The sequence below is a fragment of the Amycolatopsis thermoflava N1165 genome (genome assembly GCF_000473265.1).
GTDB classification, from domain to species: domain Bacteria; phylum Actinomycetota; class Actinomycetes; order Mycobacteriales; family Pseudonocardiaceae; genus Amycolatopsis_E; species Amycolatopsis_E thermoflava.
In genome coordinates, this window is record NZ_KI421511.1 from 6128773 (window position 1) to 6142735 (window position 13963).

Annotated in this window: 15 protein-coding genes; 6 read left to right on the forward strand and 9 right to left on the reverse strand. The window is 71.4% G+C overall.

Translation table 11 applies throughout. The features are described from left to right. The first annotated feature begins 170 nt into the window (after window positions 1-170). The 4 genes from AMYTH_RS0130215 to AMYTH_RS0130230 all read left to right on the forward strand — a co-directional run bounded on the left by AMYTH_RS0130215 (window position 171) and on the right by AMYTH_RS0130230 (window position 4932). Window positions 171-695: a MarR family winged helix-turn-helix transcriptional regulator gene (locus AMYTH_RS0130215; protein ID WP_017985693.1), complete on the forward strand. Its 525-nt coding sequence runs from the start codon at window positions 171-173 to the stop codon at window positions 693-695. Next, on the forward strand, window positions 692-3322 hold the full coding sequence (locus AMYTH_RS0130220) for an MFS transporter (RefSeq protein WP_027933385.1): 2631 nt from the start codon (window positions 692-694) through the stop codon (window positions 3320-3322). The genes AMYTH_RS0130215 and AMYTH_RS0130220 overlap by 4 nt, the downstream gene beginning before the upstream one ends. Continuing rightward, entirely contained in the window at window positions 3319-4140 is an 822-nt protein-coding gene (locus tag AMYTH_RS0130225; protein WP_027933386.1) for a YceI family protein, read from the forward strand. The genes AMYTH_RS0130220 and AMYTH_RS0130225 overlap by 4 nt, the downstream gene beginning before the upstream one ends. Before the next feature lie 111 nt (window positions 4141-4251). Next, complete coding sequence (locus AMYTH_RS0130230) at window positions 4252-4932, forward strand: DedA family protein (protein ID WP_017985690.1); 681 nt, start codon at window positions 4252-4254, stop codon at window positions 4930-4932. Between the two features lie 24 nt (window positions 4933-4956). On the opposite strand, the gene AMYTH_RS0130235 is transcribed toward AMYTH_RS0130230, so the two are convergent. Continuing rightward, window positions 4957-5892, reverse strand: coding sequence for a helix-turn-helix transcriptional regulator (locus tag AMYTH_RS0130235; protein WP_027933387.1), 936 nt, complete (start codon window positions 5890-5892; stop codon window positions 4957-4959). Window positions 5893-5972: 80 nt separating this feature from the next. Between AMYTH_RS0130235 and AMYTH_RS0130240 the strand changes: the two genes are divergently transcribed. Together AMYTH_RS0130240 and AMYTH_RS50590 are read left to right on the forward strand one after the other, a co-directional pair. Next, on the forward strand, window positions 5973-6368 hold the full coding sequence (locus tag AMYTH_RS0130240) for a VOC family protein (protein WP_027933388.1): 396 nt from the start codon (window positions 5973-5975) through the stop codon (window positions 6366-6368). Next, on the forward strand, window positions 6365-6613 hold the full coding sequence (locus AMYTH_RS50590) for a YdeI/OmpD-associated family protein (RefSeq protein WP_228685016.1): 249 nt from the start codon (window positions 6365-6367) through the stop codon (window positions 6611-6613). Before AMYTH_RS0130240 ends, AMYTH_RS50590 begins: the two co-directional genes overlap by 4 nt. A 123-nt stretch (window positions 6614-6736) precedes the next feature. Here the strand turns inward: AMYTH_RS50590 and AMYTH_RS0130250 are convergent, their stop codons facing one another. From AMYTH_RS0130250 to AMYTH_RS0130285, 8 genes are all read right to left on the reverse strand, one after another. Then, entirely contained in the window at window positions 6737-8236 is a 1500-nt protein-coding gene (locus AMYTH_RS0130250; RefSeq protein WP_027933389.1) for a class I adenylate-forming enzyme family protein, read from the reverse strand. 88 nt (window positions 8237-8324) lie between these two features. Then, window positions 8325-8738: a VOC family protein gene (locus AMYTH_RS0130255; RefSeq protein ID WP_027933390.1), complete on the reverse strand. Its 414-nt coding sequence runs from the start codon at window positions 8736-8738 to the stop codon at window positions 8325-8327. A 119-nt stretch (window positions 8739-8857) separates the two neighbouring features. After that, a complete protein-coding gene (locus AMYTH_RS0130260) occupies window positions 8858-9604 on the reverse strand; it encodes an SDR family oxidoreductase (protein WP_027933391.1) in 747 nt (248 codons plus the stop codon). After that, window positions 9601-10242 (reverse strand): nucleoside/nucleotide kinase family protein, encoded by a 642-nt coding sequence (locus AMYTH_RS0130265; protein WP_017985686.1) that lies wholly within the window; start codon window positions 10240-10242, stop codon window positions 9601-9603. The genes AMYTH_RS0130260 and AMYTH_RS0130265 overlap by 4 nt, the downstream gene beginning before the upstream one ends. Continuing rightward, on the reverse strand, window positions 10239-11078 hold the full coding sequence (locus AMYTH_RS0130270; protein WP_027933392.1) for a PfkB family carbohydrate kinase: 840 nt from the start codon (window positions 11076-11078) through the stop codon (window positions 10239-10241). Before AMYTH_RS0130270 ends, AMYTH_RS0130265 begins: the two co-directional genes overlap by 4 nt. Then, a complete protein-coding gene (locus AMYTH_RS0130275) occupies window positions 11075-11881 on the reverse strand; it encodes an ATP-binding cassette domain-containing protein (protein ID WP_020418402.1) in 807 nt (268 codons plus the stop codon). Before AMYTH_RS0130275 ends, AMYTH_RS0130270 begins: the two co-directional genes overlap by 4 nt. Then, window positions 11878-12861 carry an ABC transporter permease gene (locus AMYTH_RS0130280; RefSeq protein WP_027933393.1) on the reverse strand — a complete coding sequence of 328 codons (984 nt, stop codon included), beginning with the start codon at window positions 12859-12861 and terminating at the stop codon, window positions 11878-11880. Before AMYTH_RS0130280 ends, AMYTH_RS0130275 begins: the two co-directional genes overlap by 4 nt. Further along, entirely contained in the window at window positions 12858-13862 is a 1005-nt protein-coding gene (locus AMYTH_RS0130285; protein ID WP_027933394.1) for a substrate-binding domain-containing protein, read from the reverse strand. The genes AMYTH_RS0130280 and AMYTH_RS0130285 overlap by 4 nt, the downstream gene beginning before the upstream one ends. Window positions 13863-13963 lie beyond the last annotated feature (101 nt).

Below are 13963 nucleotides of genomic sequence, written 5' to 3' on the forward strand. Positions count from 1 at the left end.
TTTTCCGCAGTAGTCGGCCGCGGAAATCACTTGCCTGTGGCAACTAAAGTGTCATCGACCACAGACGGGTTATTTGAGTGGCGCAACCAACTATCGCGGGTGCATCCTTGACATGAGCAACTAGTTGCTTCGGTCAAATAAGACATCCCGTACGAAGAGAGTGATCGGCCATGCCATCTCCCGTAGAGGAAGCGGCCTTCACGGACACCGAGCTCGACATCGCCGACGAGCTCGGCGTGCAGCTCGTCCGGTTCATGCGGCTCCTCACCAAGGCGAAGTCGCAGGTCGCGAAGCTCGGACCGGACGGGATCGAACGCGCCGCCTACGCGATCCTGTTCCAGCTCGTCCACGACGGGCCGCAGCGCACGAGCAGGCTCGCCGAGGCGCTGCACGCCGAGATCTCGACGATCAGCAGGCAGAGCAGCTCGCTGGTGCAGCACGGCCTGGTCGAGCGCCTCGCCGACCCCGAGGACGGACGGGCCTGCCTGCTCGCGCCGACCAGCGAAGGGCTGCGTGTGTTCGAGGAGAACCGCAGGCAACGCAACCGGTGGCTGGCCGAGGTGCTCGCCGAGTGGCCGGAGGAGGAGCGCCGCGTCCTGAACAAGCTCCTCGACCGGCTCAACACGGGGATCGAAGCTCACGCTCCACAACTCGCCGACCAGGTCTCGGCGCGCAGCAAGGGGGAAAGCGCATGACACGCTCCACAAGAGAACAACCGGCGCCCGTCGCGGGCGCCGTCGCGGACGAGGGTCCGCGCCTGACGCACAAACAGATCCTGACCATCCTCAGTGGACTCCTGCTGGGGATGTTCCTGGCGGCGCTGGACCAGAACATCGTCAGCGTCGCGATCGTCAAGATCGCCAACGACCTGCACGGCTTCGACGAGCAGGCCTGGGCGACCACGGCGTACCTGATCACCGCGACCATCGCGACACCGCTGTACGGCAAGCTGTCCGACATCTACGGCCGCAAGCCGTTCTACCTGACCGCGATCGCGTTGTTCGTGGTCGGCTCGGCCGCCTGCACGTTCGCCACCTCGATGTACGAGCTGGCCGCGTTCCGGGCGTTCCAGGGCCTGGGCGCCGGCGGTCTGATGTCGCTGGCCATGACGATCATCGGTGACGTGGTGCCGGCCCGCGAGCGGGTCAAGTACCAGGGCTACTTCATGATGGTCTTCGGCAGCGCGACCGTGCTCGGTCCGGTGCTGGGTGGCCTGTTCTCCGGCTTCGACAGCCTGGCCGGCTTCGACGGGTGGCGCTGGATCTTCCTGATCAACGTCCCGATCGGTGTCGTGGCGCTGGCGGTCGTCGCCAAGGTGCTGAACGTGCCGCACCAGCGGCAGGACCACCGCATCGACTGGTTCGGCGCCATCTCGCTGGCCATCGCCGTGGTGCCGCTGCTGCTGGTCGCCGAGCAGGGCCGCACCTGGGGCTGGGGCTCGACCACGTCGGTCATCTGCTACGCGGTCGCGGCGTTCGGCGTCGTGCTGTTCCTCTTCGTCGAGTACGTGATGAAGGACGAGGCGCTGATCCCGCTGCGGCTGTTCCGCAACTCGACGTTCAGCGTCGCGATCGGCGGCGGCACGCTCGTCGGCCTCGGCATGTTCGGCGCGCTGAGCATGATCCCGCTGTACTTCCAGGTCGTCCGCGGTTACACGCCGACCGAGGCGGGTCTGCTGATGCTGCCGCTGGTGCTGGGCATCATGACCGGTTCGCAGATCTCCGGCCGCATCACCGCGAAGACCGGCCGCTACAAGATCCTGCCGGTGGTCGGCACGGTCCTGATCGCCGCGGGTGCGGTGCTGTACGCGCAGGTGCACTACGACAGCCCGCTGTGGCAGCCGCTGGTCGTCGCCCTGCTGATCGGCTTCGGTCTCGGTGGCTGCATGCAGACGCTGATCATCGCCGCGCAGAACGCGGGCCCGCGCCGCGACATGGGCGTGTCGACCGCGTCGGCGACGTTCTTCCGGCAGATGGGCGGCACCCTGGGTGTCGCGGTCTTCCTGACCATCCTGTTCAACCTGCTGCCGGGCAAGATCGCCGACGCCTTCGGCGGCAACCTGCCCGCGGGCTTCGACCAGAACCAGCTGAGCGCGCTGCAGGCGGACACCAGCGGCCTGCACAACCTGCCGGACGCGGTGAAGGTCCCGATCCTGACCGGGTTCACCAACTCGATGCACGGCGTCTTCTACGTCGCCGCCGGGGTCGCCCTGCTCGCCGCGATCGTGCTGGCGTTCATGCGGGAGATCCCGCTGGCCGGTGGCCCGGCCACGCCCGCGCCGCCGGTCGAGGGCGGCGAGGCGCTGCTGCCGGACGACGAGGCGAAGGCGGAGGCGGAAGCGGACACCTGGGCGGACGCGGACGCCGCGTTCGAGGAGGACCGCGAACCCGCGCTAGTTGGTGGGAGGCATGCGTTGAGCGACAACGGACACGGTGAGTACCAGCTCGCGGCCCAGACCGCGCCGATCACGAACGCGGTCGCGAGCGCCGGGGCGGACCAGGCCCTCGGCACTGGCGGGCAGCCGGTCACCGGCACCATCCGGCGCCAGGACGGCACGTCCGTCGGCGGCGCCGCGCTGACCCTGATCGACCAGCGGGGCAGGCAGGTCTCGCGGGCGACCGCGGGCGGCGACGGCGGTTACCGGATCGCCGCGCCGGGCAACGGCACGTACGTGCTCATCGTGTCGGCGGCCGGGCACCAGCCGCAGGCGGCCAGCGTGGTCGTCGCGGACGGTCCCGCGCGGCTCGACCTGACGCTCATCGGGTCGGGCGAGCTGAGCGGTGTCGTCCGGGTGGCAGGCAAGGGTTCGCCGCTGGCCGGCGCCACCGTGACGCTGACCGACTCGCGCGGTGAGGTCACCGGGGCCGCGATCAGCGACGCCCAGGGCGGCTACGTCTTCCGCGGCGTCGGCTCCGGCACCTACACGCTGGTGGCCAGCGCCGACCGGATGCGCCCGGTGGCCTCGCTGATCACCGTGCCGGAGAGCGGTGTGCTGCAGCAGGACGTGGAGATCGCGCCCGCGGTGCTGCTGGCCGGGACCGCCCGCACCGACGGCGGCCGCCCGGTGCCGGACGCGCGGATCACGGTGCTGGACGCCGAGGGCAACGTCGCCGCGGTCGCGCGGACCGACGAGAACGGCGAGTACGTCGTCAGCGACCTGCCGGAGGGCGACTACACCGTGGTCGCCAGCGGGTACCCGCCCGCGACGAGCCAGGTCAACCTGCCCGGTGGCGGCGACATCCAGCACGACGTCCGGCTGGGGTACGAGCAGGTCCTCGGCCAGCTCGGCGACCCGGCGAACAACGGGGTGGAGCACTCATGAGCGGATTGCGCGCGCAGATCCGCACGGCCGAGGGCTGGGCGGTGGCGAACGCGGTGCTGACCGTGACGGACATGAGCGGCCAGCAGGTCGCCCGCGCCGTCGCCGACGAGACGGGAGCGGTGGTCACGCCACCGCTGCCCGCGGGCGTCTACACCGCGGTCCTCACCGCCGCCGGGTACGCCCCGGTGGCGCGGACCGCGCAGATCGGGTCGGACGGGTCGGGCTCGCTCGGCGACCTGGTGGTGACCCCGGTGGCGGGCGCCGTCGAGCTGCCGCCCGCCGGGCCGTGGACGATCGACCCGGTGCACTCCAGCGCCGTGGCGACCGCGCGGCACCTGGGCATCGCCAGCATCAAGGCGCGGTTCTCCGACATCAGCGGCCGCATCGAGATCGGCCGCCCCGCCGAGCAGTCGCGGGTCGAGGCGGAGATCAAGGCCGCGAGCATCGACACCGGCATCAAGATGCGCGACGACCACCTGCGGTCGCCGGAGTTCCTGGACGTCGAGTCCTACCCGGTGATCGGGTTCGTCAGCACCGGGATGCGGCAGCGCGGCGCCGACACCTGGACGCTGGCCGGGGAGCTGACGCTGCACGGCGAGCGCAAGCCGATCGAGCTGGACCTGACCTACGGCGGGTACGGGCCCGACCCGTGGGGCGGGGTGCGGGTCGCGTTCCACGCGGAAACGCAACTGCACCGGAACGATTTCGCGATCAATTACAACGCGATGGTGCGCGCCGGGGTCGCCGCGATCGGGTCGAACATCAAGATCGAACTCGACATCGAGGCTGTTCAGGGCGAGTCGCTGCCGCAAATGTGAGCGGATGCGCGGTCGCACACGCTGTTCGGTGTGCGACCGCGTTCCGTAACGATCATCTGTTTTCCGCCGATCGGCTGACTGTTGGTTGCGTGCGGCACGTACGCTTTCCGGGTGACTTTCGACTTCGCCGCGTCCGAAGCCGTCGGCGTTGGCTGGTTGAACACCGCCGGCCCGCTGCTGGTCTGGGTCATCGTGCTCAGCTTCGTGTTCATCGAGTGCGCGCTCATCATCGGGCTGTTCCTGCCGGGGGACTCGCTGCTGTTCGCGGCCGGGGTCGTACTCGCCTCGCACGGGGCGCACGCGAGCGCCTGGCTGCTGTCCGGGGCCGCGCTCGTCGTCGCGGTGATCGGCAACCAGGTCGGCTACTACATCGGCCAGCAGACCGGGGTCCGGTTCATCGCCCGGCGCGGGGGCAAGGTGCTGAACCGGCACAACCTCGAACGGGCGCGGGAATTCCTCGACCGCAAGGGCTTCTTCGCGATCGTGGCGGCCAGGTGGATCCCGTGGATCCGCACGCTGGCGCCCCTCATCGCGGGCGCCGCGCGGATGGACTCGCGACGGTTCATGCTCGCCACCACGATCGGCGGCGTGTTCTGGGTGCCGACGCTGGTGCTGATCGGCTACTACGGCGCCGGCCTGCTGGACGCGATCCCGTGGGTCAAGACCGTGCTGGTGTGGCTGTCGGTCGCGTTCTTCGTGGTCGGCACGGGTTACGGCTTCGTGCGGTACCGGCAGGAGATGCGCCGCCCGGTCGAGGAGGAGCCGGACAACGAGTACCCCGCGGCGGCCTAGGACGTTTCCCAGGACGGGCCGGACCTAGGCGTACCGCGCCGTCAGTTCGGCGCCGATCCGCGCCAGTTCCGCGCGGACCGGTTCGGGGTCCAGCACCTCGACCAGCGCGCCCCACCCGGCCAGGTGCCGGGCGATGTCCAGCGGCGTCGGCGCGGCCAGGCGGACCCGGCTGCGACCGTCCTCCTCCGCGACGACCTCGCTGTGGCGCCCGAACTGGTCCCGCAGCACACCCGCGAACCGCGACTCCACGAGCACCGTCGCCCACGTGCGGGACCGGCGCCGCTCCACCTCGGTGACCACCTCGTCCCACGCCTGCGTCAGCGTGAAGTCGTCCGGCCGCCCGGCCGGTTCGTCCGTCGCCTCGGCCGCCAGGATCCGGTCCACGCGGAAGGTCCGCCTGCCCTGCTCGGTGCCGGCCACCAGGTACCAGACGTCGTCCTTGTCGACCAGGCCCCACGGGTCGACCAGCCGCTCCGAGCGCTCCCGCTTCGAGTTCGCGTACGCCAGCCGCACCTTCCGCCGCCCGATCACTGCCGCCTGCAGGCGGTCCACCAGCTCCGGGCGGGTCTTGTCGCGCTCGCCCCAGCGGGCCGGGTCGATCATCGTCGCGCTCGCGGCGGCCTCCGCGTCCGCGCGGAACGGTCCCGGCAGCGCCCGCACCAGCTTGCGCAACGCCGCCTTCGCCTCGTCCGACTCCGCCACCGGCCCGGCGAGCAGGAACAACGCCCGCGCCTCAGCCGCCGACAACCCGCTCAGGTCCGTCCGCGCCCCACCGACGAGCGACCACCCGCCGCCGCGGCCGGGTTGTGGATAAACCGGGATCCCGGCTGTGGACAACGCCTCCAGATCACGGCGCGCGGTCGCCACCGACACTTCCAGTTCGGCGGCCAGTTCGGCGGCCGTGATCCGGCCGCGGGCCTGCATCAGCAGCACCGCGGAGATCAACCGGTCGGCTCGCACGAATTCCTCCGGAGAAGTGCTCAATTGGTGAGCACTTTAGGCGCGAGCCTGGGTCCTGTCACCGGAGAAAGGACCCGAAAATGTTGCGAGGACTCACCACAGTCACCTACTACGCCGACGACGTCGAGGCCGCCGGCCGCTGGTACCGCGAAGTGCTCGGCGCCGAGCCGTACTTCCGCCGCCCGCTGGACGGCCCGCCGGCCTACCTCGAATTCCGCATCGGCGACCACCAGCACGAACTCGGCCTCAAGGACAGCCGCTACGCGCCGGAGAAGCCGGGCCCGAACGGCGCGATCGTCTACTGGCATGTGGACGACGTCGAGGCCGCCTTCCGGCGGCTGCTCGACCTCGGCGCCACCGAGCACGAGAAGCCCATCGAACGCGGGCCGGGGTTCGTCACGGCGTCCGTGGTGGACCCGTTCGGCAACGTGCTCGGCGTGATGTTCAACCAGCACTACCTGGACATGCTGCGATGACCACGCACAGCGCGCGCACCGCGGCGGAGTGGCGGGACTGGCTGGCCGCGCACAGCGGCACCGAGCGGGAGATCTGGCTGGTCATCCAGCACAAGGACAGCCCGGTGCCGAGCATCGGCTACGGCGAGGCGATCGAACAGGCGCTGTGCTTCGGCTGGATCGACAGCCACGCCCGCAAGCACGACGCGACCAGCTTCCGGCTGCGCTTCACCCGCGGCGGCCGGGCAGCAACTGGAGCCGGGTGAACCAGGAGCGCGCCGCGCGGATGATCGAGCGGGGCCTGATGACCGAGCGCGGCCAGGAGCAGATCGACCTGGCCAAGGCCCGCGGCGCCGTCCCACCGCGGCCCGTGAGCCCCGAGGTGTGCGCTAGTCGCGCAGGCGGCTCTTCTGGATCTTCCCCGCGGGGGTGAGCGGCAGGCTGTCCCGCACGACGATCTCCTTCGGCACCTTGTAGTCGGCGATCTTCCCGGCGCAGAACGACTTCAGGTCCTCGGCGGTCGCGGTGGCCCCTGGCGCGAGCACCACGTAGTAGCGGCCGATCTCGCCGAGCACCGGGTCGGGCACCCCGATCCCGGCGGCCAGCACGACGTCCGGGTGCGCGGTGAGCACGTTTTCGACCTCCACCGGGTACACGTTGAACCCGCCCTGCACGAACATCTCCTTGGCCCGCCCACGCAGCCGCACCGCGCCGGTGTCCGTCACGGTCGCGAGGTCGCCGGTGCGCAGCCAGCCGCCGGCGAAGGCCTCGGCCGTCTCCCGCGGGCGGCCGTGGTAGCCGGCCATCAGCGACGGCGACCGGACCAGCAGCTCCCCGGTCTCACCCGCCGGCAGGTCCGCTCCGGCCGGGCCGGCGACCCTGATCTCGACGTCCGGCAGCGGGTGCCCGACCGTGGTCGCGGTCGTGTCGAAGTCGTCGTCCCATGCCGTCATCAACACGGCGCCCGCCGTCTCGCTCAGCCCGTAGAGGTTCATCACCCTGGCGCCCGGGAACCGGGCGTGCAGGCGCTCCAGCAGGGCGGGCTCGGCGTTCGCGCCGCCGGTGACGACCAGCCGCACCGCCGAGGTGTCCACCGCGTCCAGCTCCGGACGGTTGAGCAGCAGCGTGTGCATCGTGGGCACCCCGACCCACAGGGTGAGGCCCGCGGTGGCGAAGAGGCCGGCGATCTCGCGCGGGTCGAAGGCGGGCAGCAGGACCGCGCGCGCCCGGGTGACGAGCGCGCTCAGGACGCAACAGGTGATCCCGCTGACGTGGTTGAGCGGCACGGCGACCGGCAGGACGTCGTGCTCGGTCATGCGCATGTGCCTGGCCTGCGAGCGAGCCGCCGCGAGCTGGCCGCGGTGGGTGAGGACGGCGCCCTTGGGCGTGCCGGTGGTGCCCGAGGTGTAGATGATCATCACCGGGTCGTCCGGGGTGACCGCTGCCCTTGCCTCCGCCGTCGGCCCGTCGACCAGGAGGTCGTCGAAGGTCAGGCCGTCGCCGCCGAAGGTCACCACGGTTTCCACGAGCCCGGCGAGCAGCGCGGGGAAGTCGACGCCGTCGTGCGAGGGCACGGTGACCACCAGGCGCGCTCCGGAATCACGCAGCATGTGGGCGAGTTCGTTCTCCCGGTAGCGCACGCTCAGGCCCACCACGACCGCGCCGATCTTGGCCGCGGCGAAGTAGACCACGAGCCATTCCGGCGTGGTGGGGCCGAGGACGGCGATCCGGTCGCCGTGGCGGATCCCGTGCCGCAGCAGGCCGGCCGCGAACCGGTCGGACAGCCGGTCCATCTCGGCGAACCCGATCTCGCGGCCACCGGCCAGCCAGCCGACGGCGTCCGGGTCCGCGCCGGCGTCGGCGAGTGCGTCGAAGATCCGGTCCGTCATCGGTCCTCCGGGGGCAGGCGCTTCCACCGCGGTCGGGTGGTGGAACCAGGTTCTCGCGGTCGACCGCGCAGATCAACAGCGCCGGGTCTCAGGAGTCGATGCCGGCCCAGACCTCCAGCTGGATGCCGTCCGGGTCGCGGAACACGACGACCGCGGAGCCGGGCAGCGTGCGCGACTGCTTGGCCGGGCTGTACTCGACCCCGTAGTCGGCGAGCCGCTGCTCCCACTGCTTCAGCTCGGCGAAGGTGGGCACGGTGAACGCGACGTGGTCCAGCCCGGTCCGGCGCTCGTCGAACGGGCCGCGCTCGGTGTCCGGGTGCTGCAGCAGGACCACCGAGAACGCGTCGCCGGGGGCCTGGAGCAGCACCTTCCGCAGGCCGCTCTCCGGATCCTCCCGCCGCCCGGTCTCCCGCAGGTCGAGCACGCGCTCGTACCAGGGCACACTCCGGTCGACGTCGGTCACCGTGAGCGCCAAGTGGTGCACTCCGGTCAGCTTCGACATGCAGTCCCTTCTCACCCGATCGTGCCCCCTCCGGAATGACAACGTCCCGTTCGGGTTCCCGGTTTCCACGGGTGTACCTGTGGACAACTCGAAGTTTCATCCACAGGCTGTGGACGGTGTCAGCGACCGCCGCCGACCGGCAGGATCGCGCCCACGGCGTAGGACGCGGCGGGCGAAAGCATCCACAGGACCGCTTCGGCGATTTCCTCCGGCCGCCCGGGGCGCGCGAGCGGGATCGTCGGCGCCAGCCGTTCCACCCGATCGGGCAGCCCGGCCGCCGCGTGCAGGCCGGTGTCCACCAGGCCGGGCGCCACGGCGTTGACCCGCACCCCCTCGCCGGCCACCTCCTGCGCCAGGCCCCAGGTCAGCGTCTCGACCGCCGCCTTCGTCGCCGCGTAGTGCGTCCACTCGCCGGGCGAACCGGTGCGCGCGGCTGTGGACGAAATGTTGACCACCGCGCCACCGGCTCCGCCATACCGAGTGGACATCCGCCGAACTGCTTCGCGGCAGCACAGGAACACGCCCGTCACGTTGACGTCCAGCACGCGGCGCACGGTCGCCACGTCCTGCGAGTCCAGCCGCCCCGGCGTGTTGCCGGTGATTGCCGCGTTGTTCACCACCGCGGTGACCGGCCCCAGCCCGGCCGCCGCGTCGAACAACGCGATCACGTCCTCCTCGGACGCCACATCGCCGCGGACGGCCAGCGCCTTCCGGTCCGCGGCGCGAACCCGGGCGGCGACCTCCTCGGCCGCCGCCGGATCGCTCGCGTAGTTGATCACCACGTCGTACCCGCGCGCGGCGCCCAGCGTCGCGACCGCCGCGCCGATGCCCCGGCTGCCGCCGGTGACGACGAGGACCCCGCTCATATCACGAAGTTCTGCAGCGGCAGGTTCTCCAGCACCAGGTCGGCCCGGCTCGCGGTGGTCTCGATCAGGTCCGCGTTGCGCTGGTCACTGCCCAGCGCCCGGCCCTTCGCCTCGACCAGCGTGCGGCCGTAGCGGCGGTGCCGGTTGACCAGCCGCTCGATCCGCTCCTGCTCGTCGGGCTTGAGGAACCAGACCTCCTCGAGCAGCCCGGGCACGTCGCTCCACGGCTCCTCGTCGACCAGCAGGTAGTTGCCCTCGGTGATGACCAGCGGCACCTCCGGCGGCACGCACACCGCGCCCGCGATCGGCTCCTCGATCTCGCGCCGGAACAGCGGCGCGTACACCGTCTCCTTGGTCTCCTTGATGCGGCGCAGCAGGCTCACGTACCCGAAGGCGTCGAAGGTGTCCGGCGCGCCCTTGCGGTCGGTCCGGCCCAGCCGCTGCAGCTCGACCTGCGCCAGGTGGAACCCGTCCATGCCGACCACGACCGCGCGGTTGCCGAGCGCGTCGGCCAGCCCGCGCGCCAGGGTGGTCTTGCCTGCCGCGGGCGCGCCCACGATCCCCAGGATGGACCGCCTCCCGCGCGTCACCAGGCCCTCCGCCCTGGTCAGCAGCTCGTCGAACGTCGGACTCGTCATCGCACTCCCAACTTCCCTACCTCCGGGACCCACGTCCGTGGCCCCGCGTGCCGCACCTTCTCCGCGGCCACCTCGTTGGCGAACCGGATCAGTTCCGGCAGCCCGAACCTCCCGACGCCGTACACCAACGCGCCGTGCCAGACGTCCCCCGCGCCCAGTGTGTCCACCGCGGGCACCCGCGGCACCTCGATCTCACCAGCATCGTCGCTCGTTTCCCAGCGCACCGGGCGGGGGCCGTTCGTCACGACCACCGTGGGCACCCCGCGCTCCCGCAGGCTGGGCCCCGGCACGCGGAACCGCGCCGAACAGGCCGCGATGTCGACCAGCGGCAGCAGGTCGTCCAGCACGGGCTTCCAGCTGCCCGCGTCCAGCACGACCGGAACGCCGCGCTCCCGCGCCCAGCGCGCCACGCCCAGCGCCAGCCGGGGCAGGTGCCCGTCGACCAGCACGGCTCGTACGTCGTCCGGCAGTTCGGACGGCATGGCGCCCGGGTTCGACCCCGCGTTGCGCGAGACGACGGTCCGTTCGCCGTCGCGGTCACGCACCGCGACGGCGCTGACCGCGGGGGGTTCGTCCTGCTCGGGGGCGATGTCCACGATCCGCACGCCGTGCCCGGCCAGGTCGGCGCGGGCCAGCGCGGCGAGCGGGTGCCTGCCCAGCGCCGTGACCAGCACGGCCTCCTCGCCGAGGGCGGCGACCGTGACGGCGGCGTTGGTCGCCGGCCCGCCCGCGGCCACCTCGACAGCGAGCGACTGCACCTTCTCGCCGGGGGACGGCAACTCCGCCACCCGCTGCACGAGATCGACCGTGCACAGCCCCGCGAGCAGGACGGTCACGCCGACAACCCCGTCCGCACCGCCGACTCGACCTCCTCGACCTGGCCGTCCGCCCCGACGCGCAGCGCGCCGGTGATCAGTCCGACGACCTGGTTCATGCTGGTCGTCTTCGGCGAGACCACGCCGACGCGCTTGCCCAGCCGGTGCACGTGGATGCGGTCCGCGATCTCGAACACGTGCGGCATGTTGTGGCTGATCAGCACGACCGGCAGGCCGCGCTGCCGGATCCGGTCGATCAGCTCCAGCACCTTCGCCGACTCGGCGACACCGAGCGCGGCGGTCGGCTCGTCCATGATCACGGCCTTGGTCCCGAACGCCGCGGCCCGCGCGACCGCGACGCCCTGCCGCTGGCCGCCGGAGAGCGTCTCGACGGGCTGCGTGATCGACTTGATCTTGATGTCCAGCTCGTCGAGCACCCGCTGGGCCTCGGCGCGCATCTTCGCCGTGTCCAGCTTGCGGACCAGCCCGAGCGGGCCACGGCGGCGGATCTCCCGGCCCAGGAACATGTTGGTCGCGATGTCCTGCGCCGGCGCGAGCGCCAGGTCCTGGTAGACGGTCTCGATGCCGCAGCGCCGGGCGTCCAGCGGCGTCCGGAAGTGCACCGGCTCGCCATCGACGAAGATCTCGCCCGCGTCCGGCACCAGCGCCCCGGACAGGGCCTTGATCAGGCTCGACTTGCCCGCGCCGTTGTCGCCGACCACGGCGAGCACCTCGCCCGGTTCGAGGTCGAAGTCCGCGCCGTCGATCGCGGTCACCCGCCCGAAGCGCTTCACCAGGCCGCGCGCCGAGAGTGTCGGGGTCATTTCTGCCTCCTGGCCAGCCGGTCCACGGCCACCGCGGCGATCACCAGCGCACCGGTGGCGACGTCCTGGTAGAGCGAGTCGACGCCGAGCTGGGTCAGCCCGGAGCGCAGCACCGTCACGATCAACGCACCCATCATCGTCCCGAACACCGATCCGCGTCCGCCGAACAGGCTGGTGCCGCCGAGCACGACCGCGGTGATCGAGTCGAGGTTGCCGAGCTGGTAGGCGTTCGGGTCGGCGTTGGGCACCCGGCCCAGCGCCTGCCACGCGGCGATGCCGAAGATCAGCCCGGCGACCAGGTACACCGACACGATCGTGCGGTTGACCTTGATGCCGCTCAGCCGCGCGGCTTCCGGCGCGTTGCCGACGGCGTAGACGTGCTTGCCCCACGCCGTCCTGGTCAGCGCGTACCAGAGCACGAGGTACATGACCAGCGCGAGCGTCATGCCGTAGGTGACCGGGATGCCGCCGAACAGGTAGCGGCGGGTGCCGAGCCAGGCGAGCAGCGAGTCGGGCGCGATCGGCACCGCCTGCCCGTCGGCGACCAGCTTGGCGGCCGCGGTGAGCATGGTGAACAAGCCGAGCGTGACGATGAACGGCGGCAGCTTGACCCGGGTGACCAGCGAACCGGTGACCAGGCCGAGCGCGGCCGTGACCAGCACGCCAAGGATGAGCGCCAGCCCGCCGGGCACCCCGCCGACCAGCAGCTTCGCCATCAGCAGTGTCGCCAGCACCATCGCGGCCGCGTTCGACAGGTCGATGCCCGCGGTGAGGATGATCAGCGTCTGGCCGAGCGCGAGCGTGCCGACCACCAGCGACTGCTCGACCACCAGCGACAGGTTGTCCAGCTCCAGGAACGTGCTGGTGGACAACGAGAACACGACGACAGCGACCACCAGCGCGAGCGCGGGCCCGATCGCCGGGGCGCGCAGGAAGAACTCACCGAGCGACTCGCGCCGCTCCACAGTGGACGCCGTCATTTCGTCCCCCAGCAGTTCTGCAGGCCCCACGTCGTGTCCTGGCTGGGCACGCCGGGCATCGGGCGGTCGGTGATCACGACGGAGCCGGTGTCGATGAACCCGCTCGGCTTCTGGCCGGTCTTCGCGTACCGCACGGCCGCGGCGACGCCTTCTTCGGCCATCTTGCGCGGGAACTGCATGACCGTCGCCGCGTACTGGCCGTCGCGCACGTTCTGCACGCCCTGGCAGCCGCCGTCGATGGAGCCCATGAGGATCCGCAGGCCGCGGGCCTGCAGCGCGGCGTACGCGCCGCGCGCGGTCGGCTCGTTCATCGTGTAGACGGCGTTGAGGTCGGTGCTGCGCTGGAGCAGGTTCTCCATCTTCTGCTGCGCGATGGACTGGTCGCCGTTGGCGTTGTCCCTGCCGACGATCGCCGGGTCGCCGTCTCGCAGGCCGATGCCCTCCAGGAAACCGTTGTGCCGGTAGGTGTCCACCGTGCTGCCCGCGGTGCCGTCGATCATGATCACCTTCGGGGCGGCGCCGCCGAGCGCGGCCTTGACGTAGGCGCCCTGCTGCCGCCCGGCCGCGACGTTGTCCGTCGCGTAGGTGGCGTCGACCGCGTCGGCCGGGTCCGTCGCGGTGTCCAGCGCGATCACCATGACCCCGGCCTGCCGGGCCCGCGCGATGGCGGCGAGCACGCCGGTCGAGGAGTTCGGGGTGATCAGGATGGTGGTGACGCCCTGCTGGACCATGTTCTCGATGGCCCGGACCTGGCCGTCGTTGTCGCCGTCGAACTGCCCGGCCAGCGCCATGAACTCGGCGCCCTGGGCCTGCGCGGCGGCGCTCGCCGCGTTGCGCAGCTCCACGAAGTACGGGTTCGTTTCGGTCTTCGTCACCAGGCCGACCTTGGCCTGGCCGCTGCCCGCCGGAGCGGAACTCCCGCCCCAGTGGCGTTCGACGGTGCACCCGCTGACGGCCAGCAAGCCGGCCGTGACGAGGCACAGGAGACTCCGCTGTCTCACGCTGCCCTCCCCATCGAGGCTGATCGTTTGCCGACGGGGACGGTAGGAGGGCTTACACTACTCCGGCAAGCGTTTGCGCAAACGCTTGCGGATCGCTCGTG

What these genes read in the sequence shown, in the direction of transcription:
- AMYTH_RS0130240 (WP_027933388.1), top strand. Translation starts at nt 5,973, where the DNA reads ATGTTGCGAGGACTCACCACAGTCACCTACTACGCCGACGACGTCGAG.
- AMYTH_RS0130260 (WP_027933391.1), bottom strand. Translation starts at nt 9,604, where the DNA reads ATGAGCGGGGTCCTCGTCGTCACCGGCGGCAGCCGGGGCATCGGCGCG.
- AMYTH_RS50590 (WP_228685016.1), top strand. Translation starts at nt 6,365, where the DNA reads ATGACCACGCACAGCGCGCGCACCGCGGCGGAGTGGCGGGACTGGCTG.
- AMYTH_RS0130220 (WP_027933385.1), top strand. Translation starts at nt 692, where the DNA reads ATGACACGCTCCACAAGAGAACAACCGGCGCCCGTCGCGGGCGCCGTC.
- AMYTH_RS0130275 (WP_020418402.1), bottom strand. Translation starts at nt 11,881, where the DNA reads ATGACCCCGACACTCTCGGCGCGCGGCCTGGTGAAGCGCTTCGGGCGG.
- AMYTH_RS0130215 (WP_017985693.1), top strand. Translation starts at nt 171, where the DNA reads ATGCCATCTCCCGTAGAGGAAGCGGCCTTCACGGACACCGAGCTCGAC.
- AMYTH_RS0130265 (WP_017985686.1), bottom strand. Translation starts at nt 10,242, where the DNA reads ATGACGAGTCCGACGTTCGACGAGCTGCTGACCAGGGCGGAGGGCCTG.
- AMYTH_RS0130280 (WP_027933393.1), bottom strand. Translation starts at nt 12,861, where the DNA reads ATGACGGCGTCCACTGTGGAGCGGCGCGAGTCGCTCGGTGAGTTCTTC.
- AMYTH_RS0130250 (WP_027933389.1), bottom strand. Translation starts at nt 8,236, where the DNA reads ATGACGGACCGGATCTTCGACGCACTCGCCGACGCCGGCGCGGACCCG.
- AMYTH_RS0130225 (WP_027933386.1), top strand. Translation starts at nt 3,319, where the DNA reads ATGAGCGGATTGCGCGCGCAGATCCGCACGGCCGAGGGCTGGGCGGTG.
- AMYTH_RS0130255 (WP_027933390.1), bottom strand. Translation starts at nt 8,738, where the DNA reads ATGTCGAAGCTGACCGGAGTGCACCACTTGGCGCTCACGGTGACCGAC.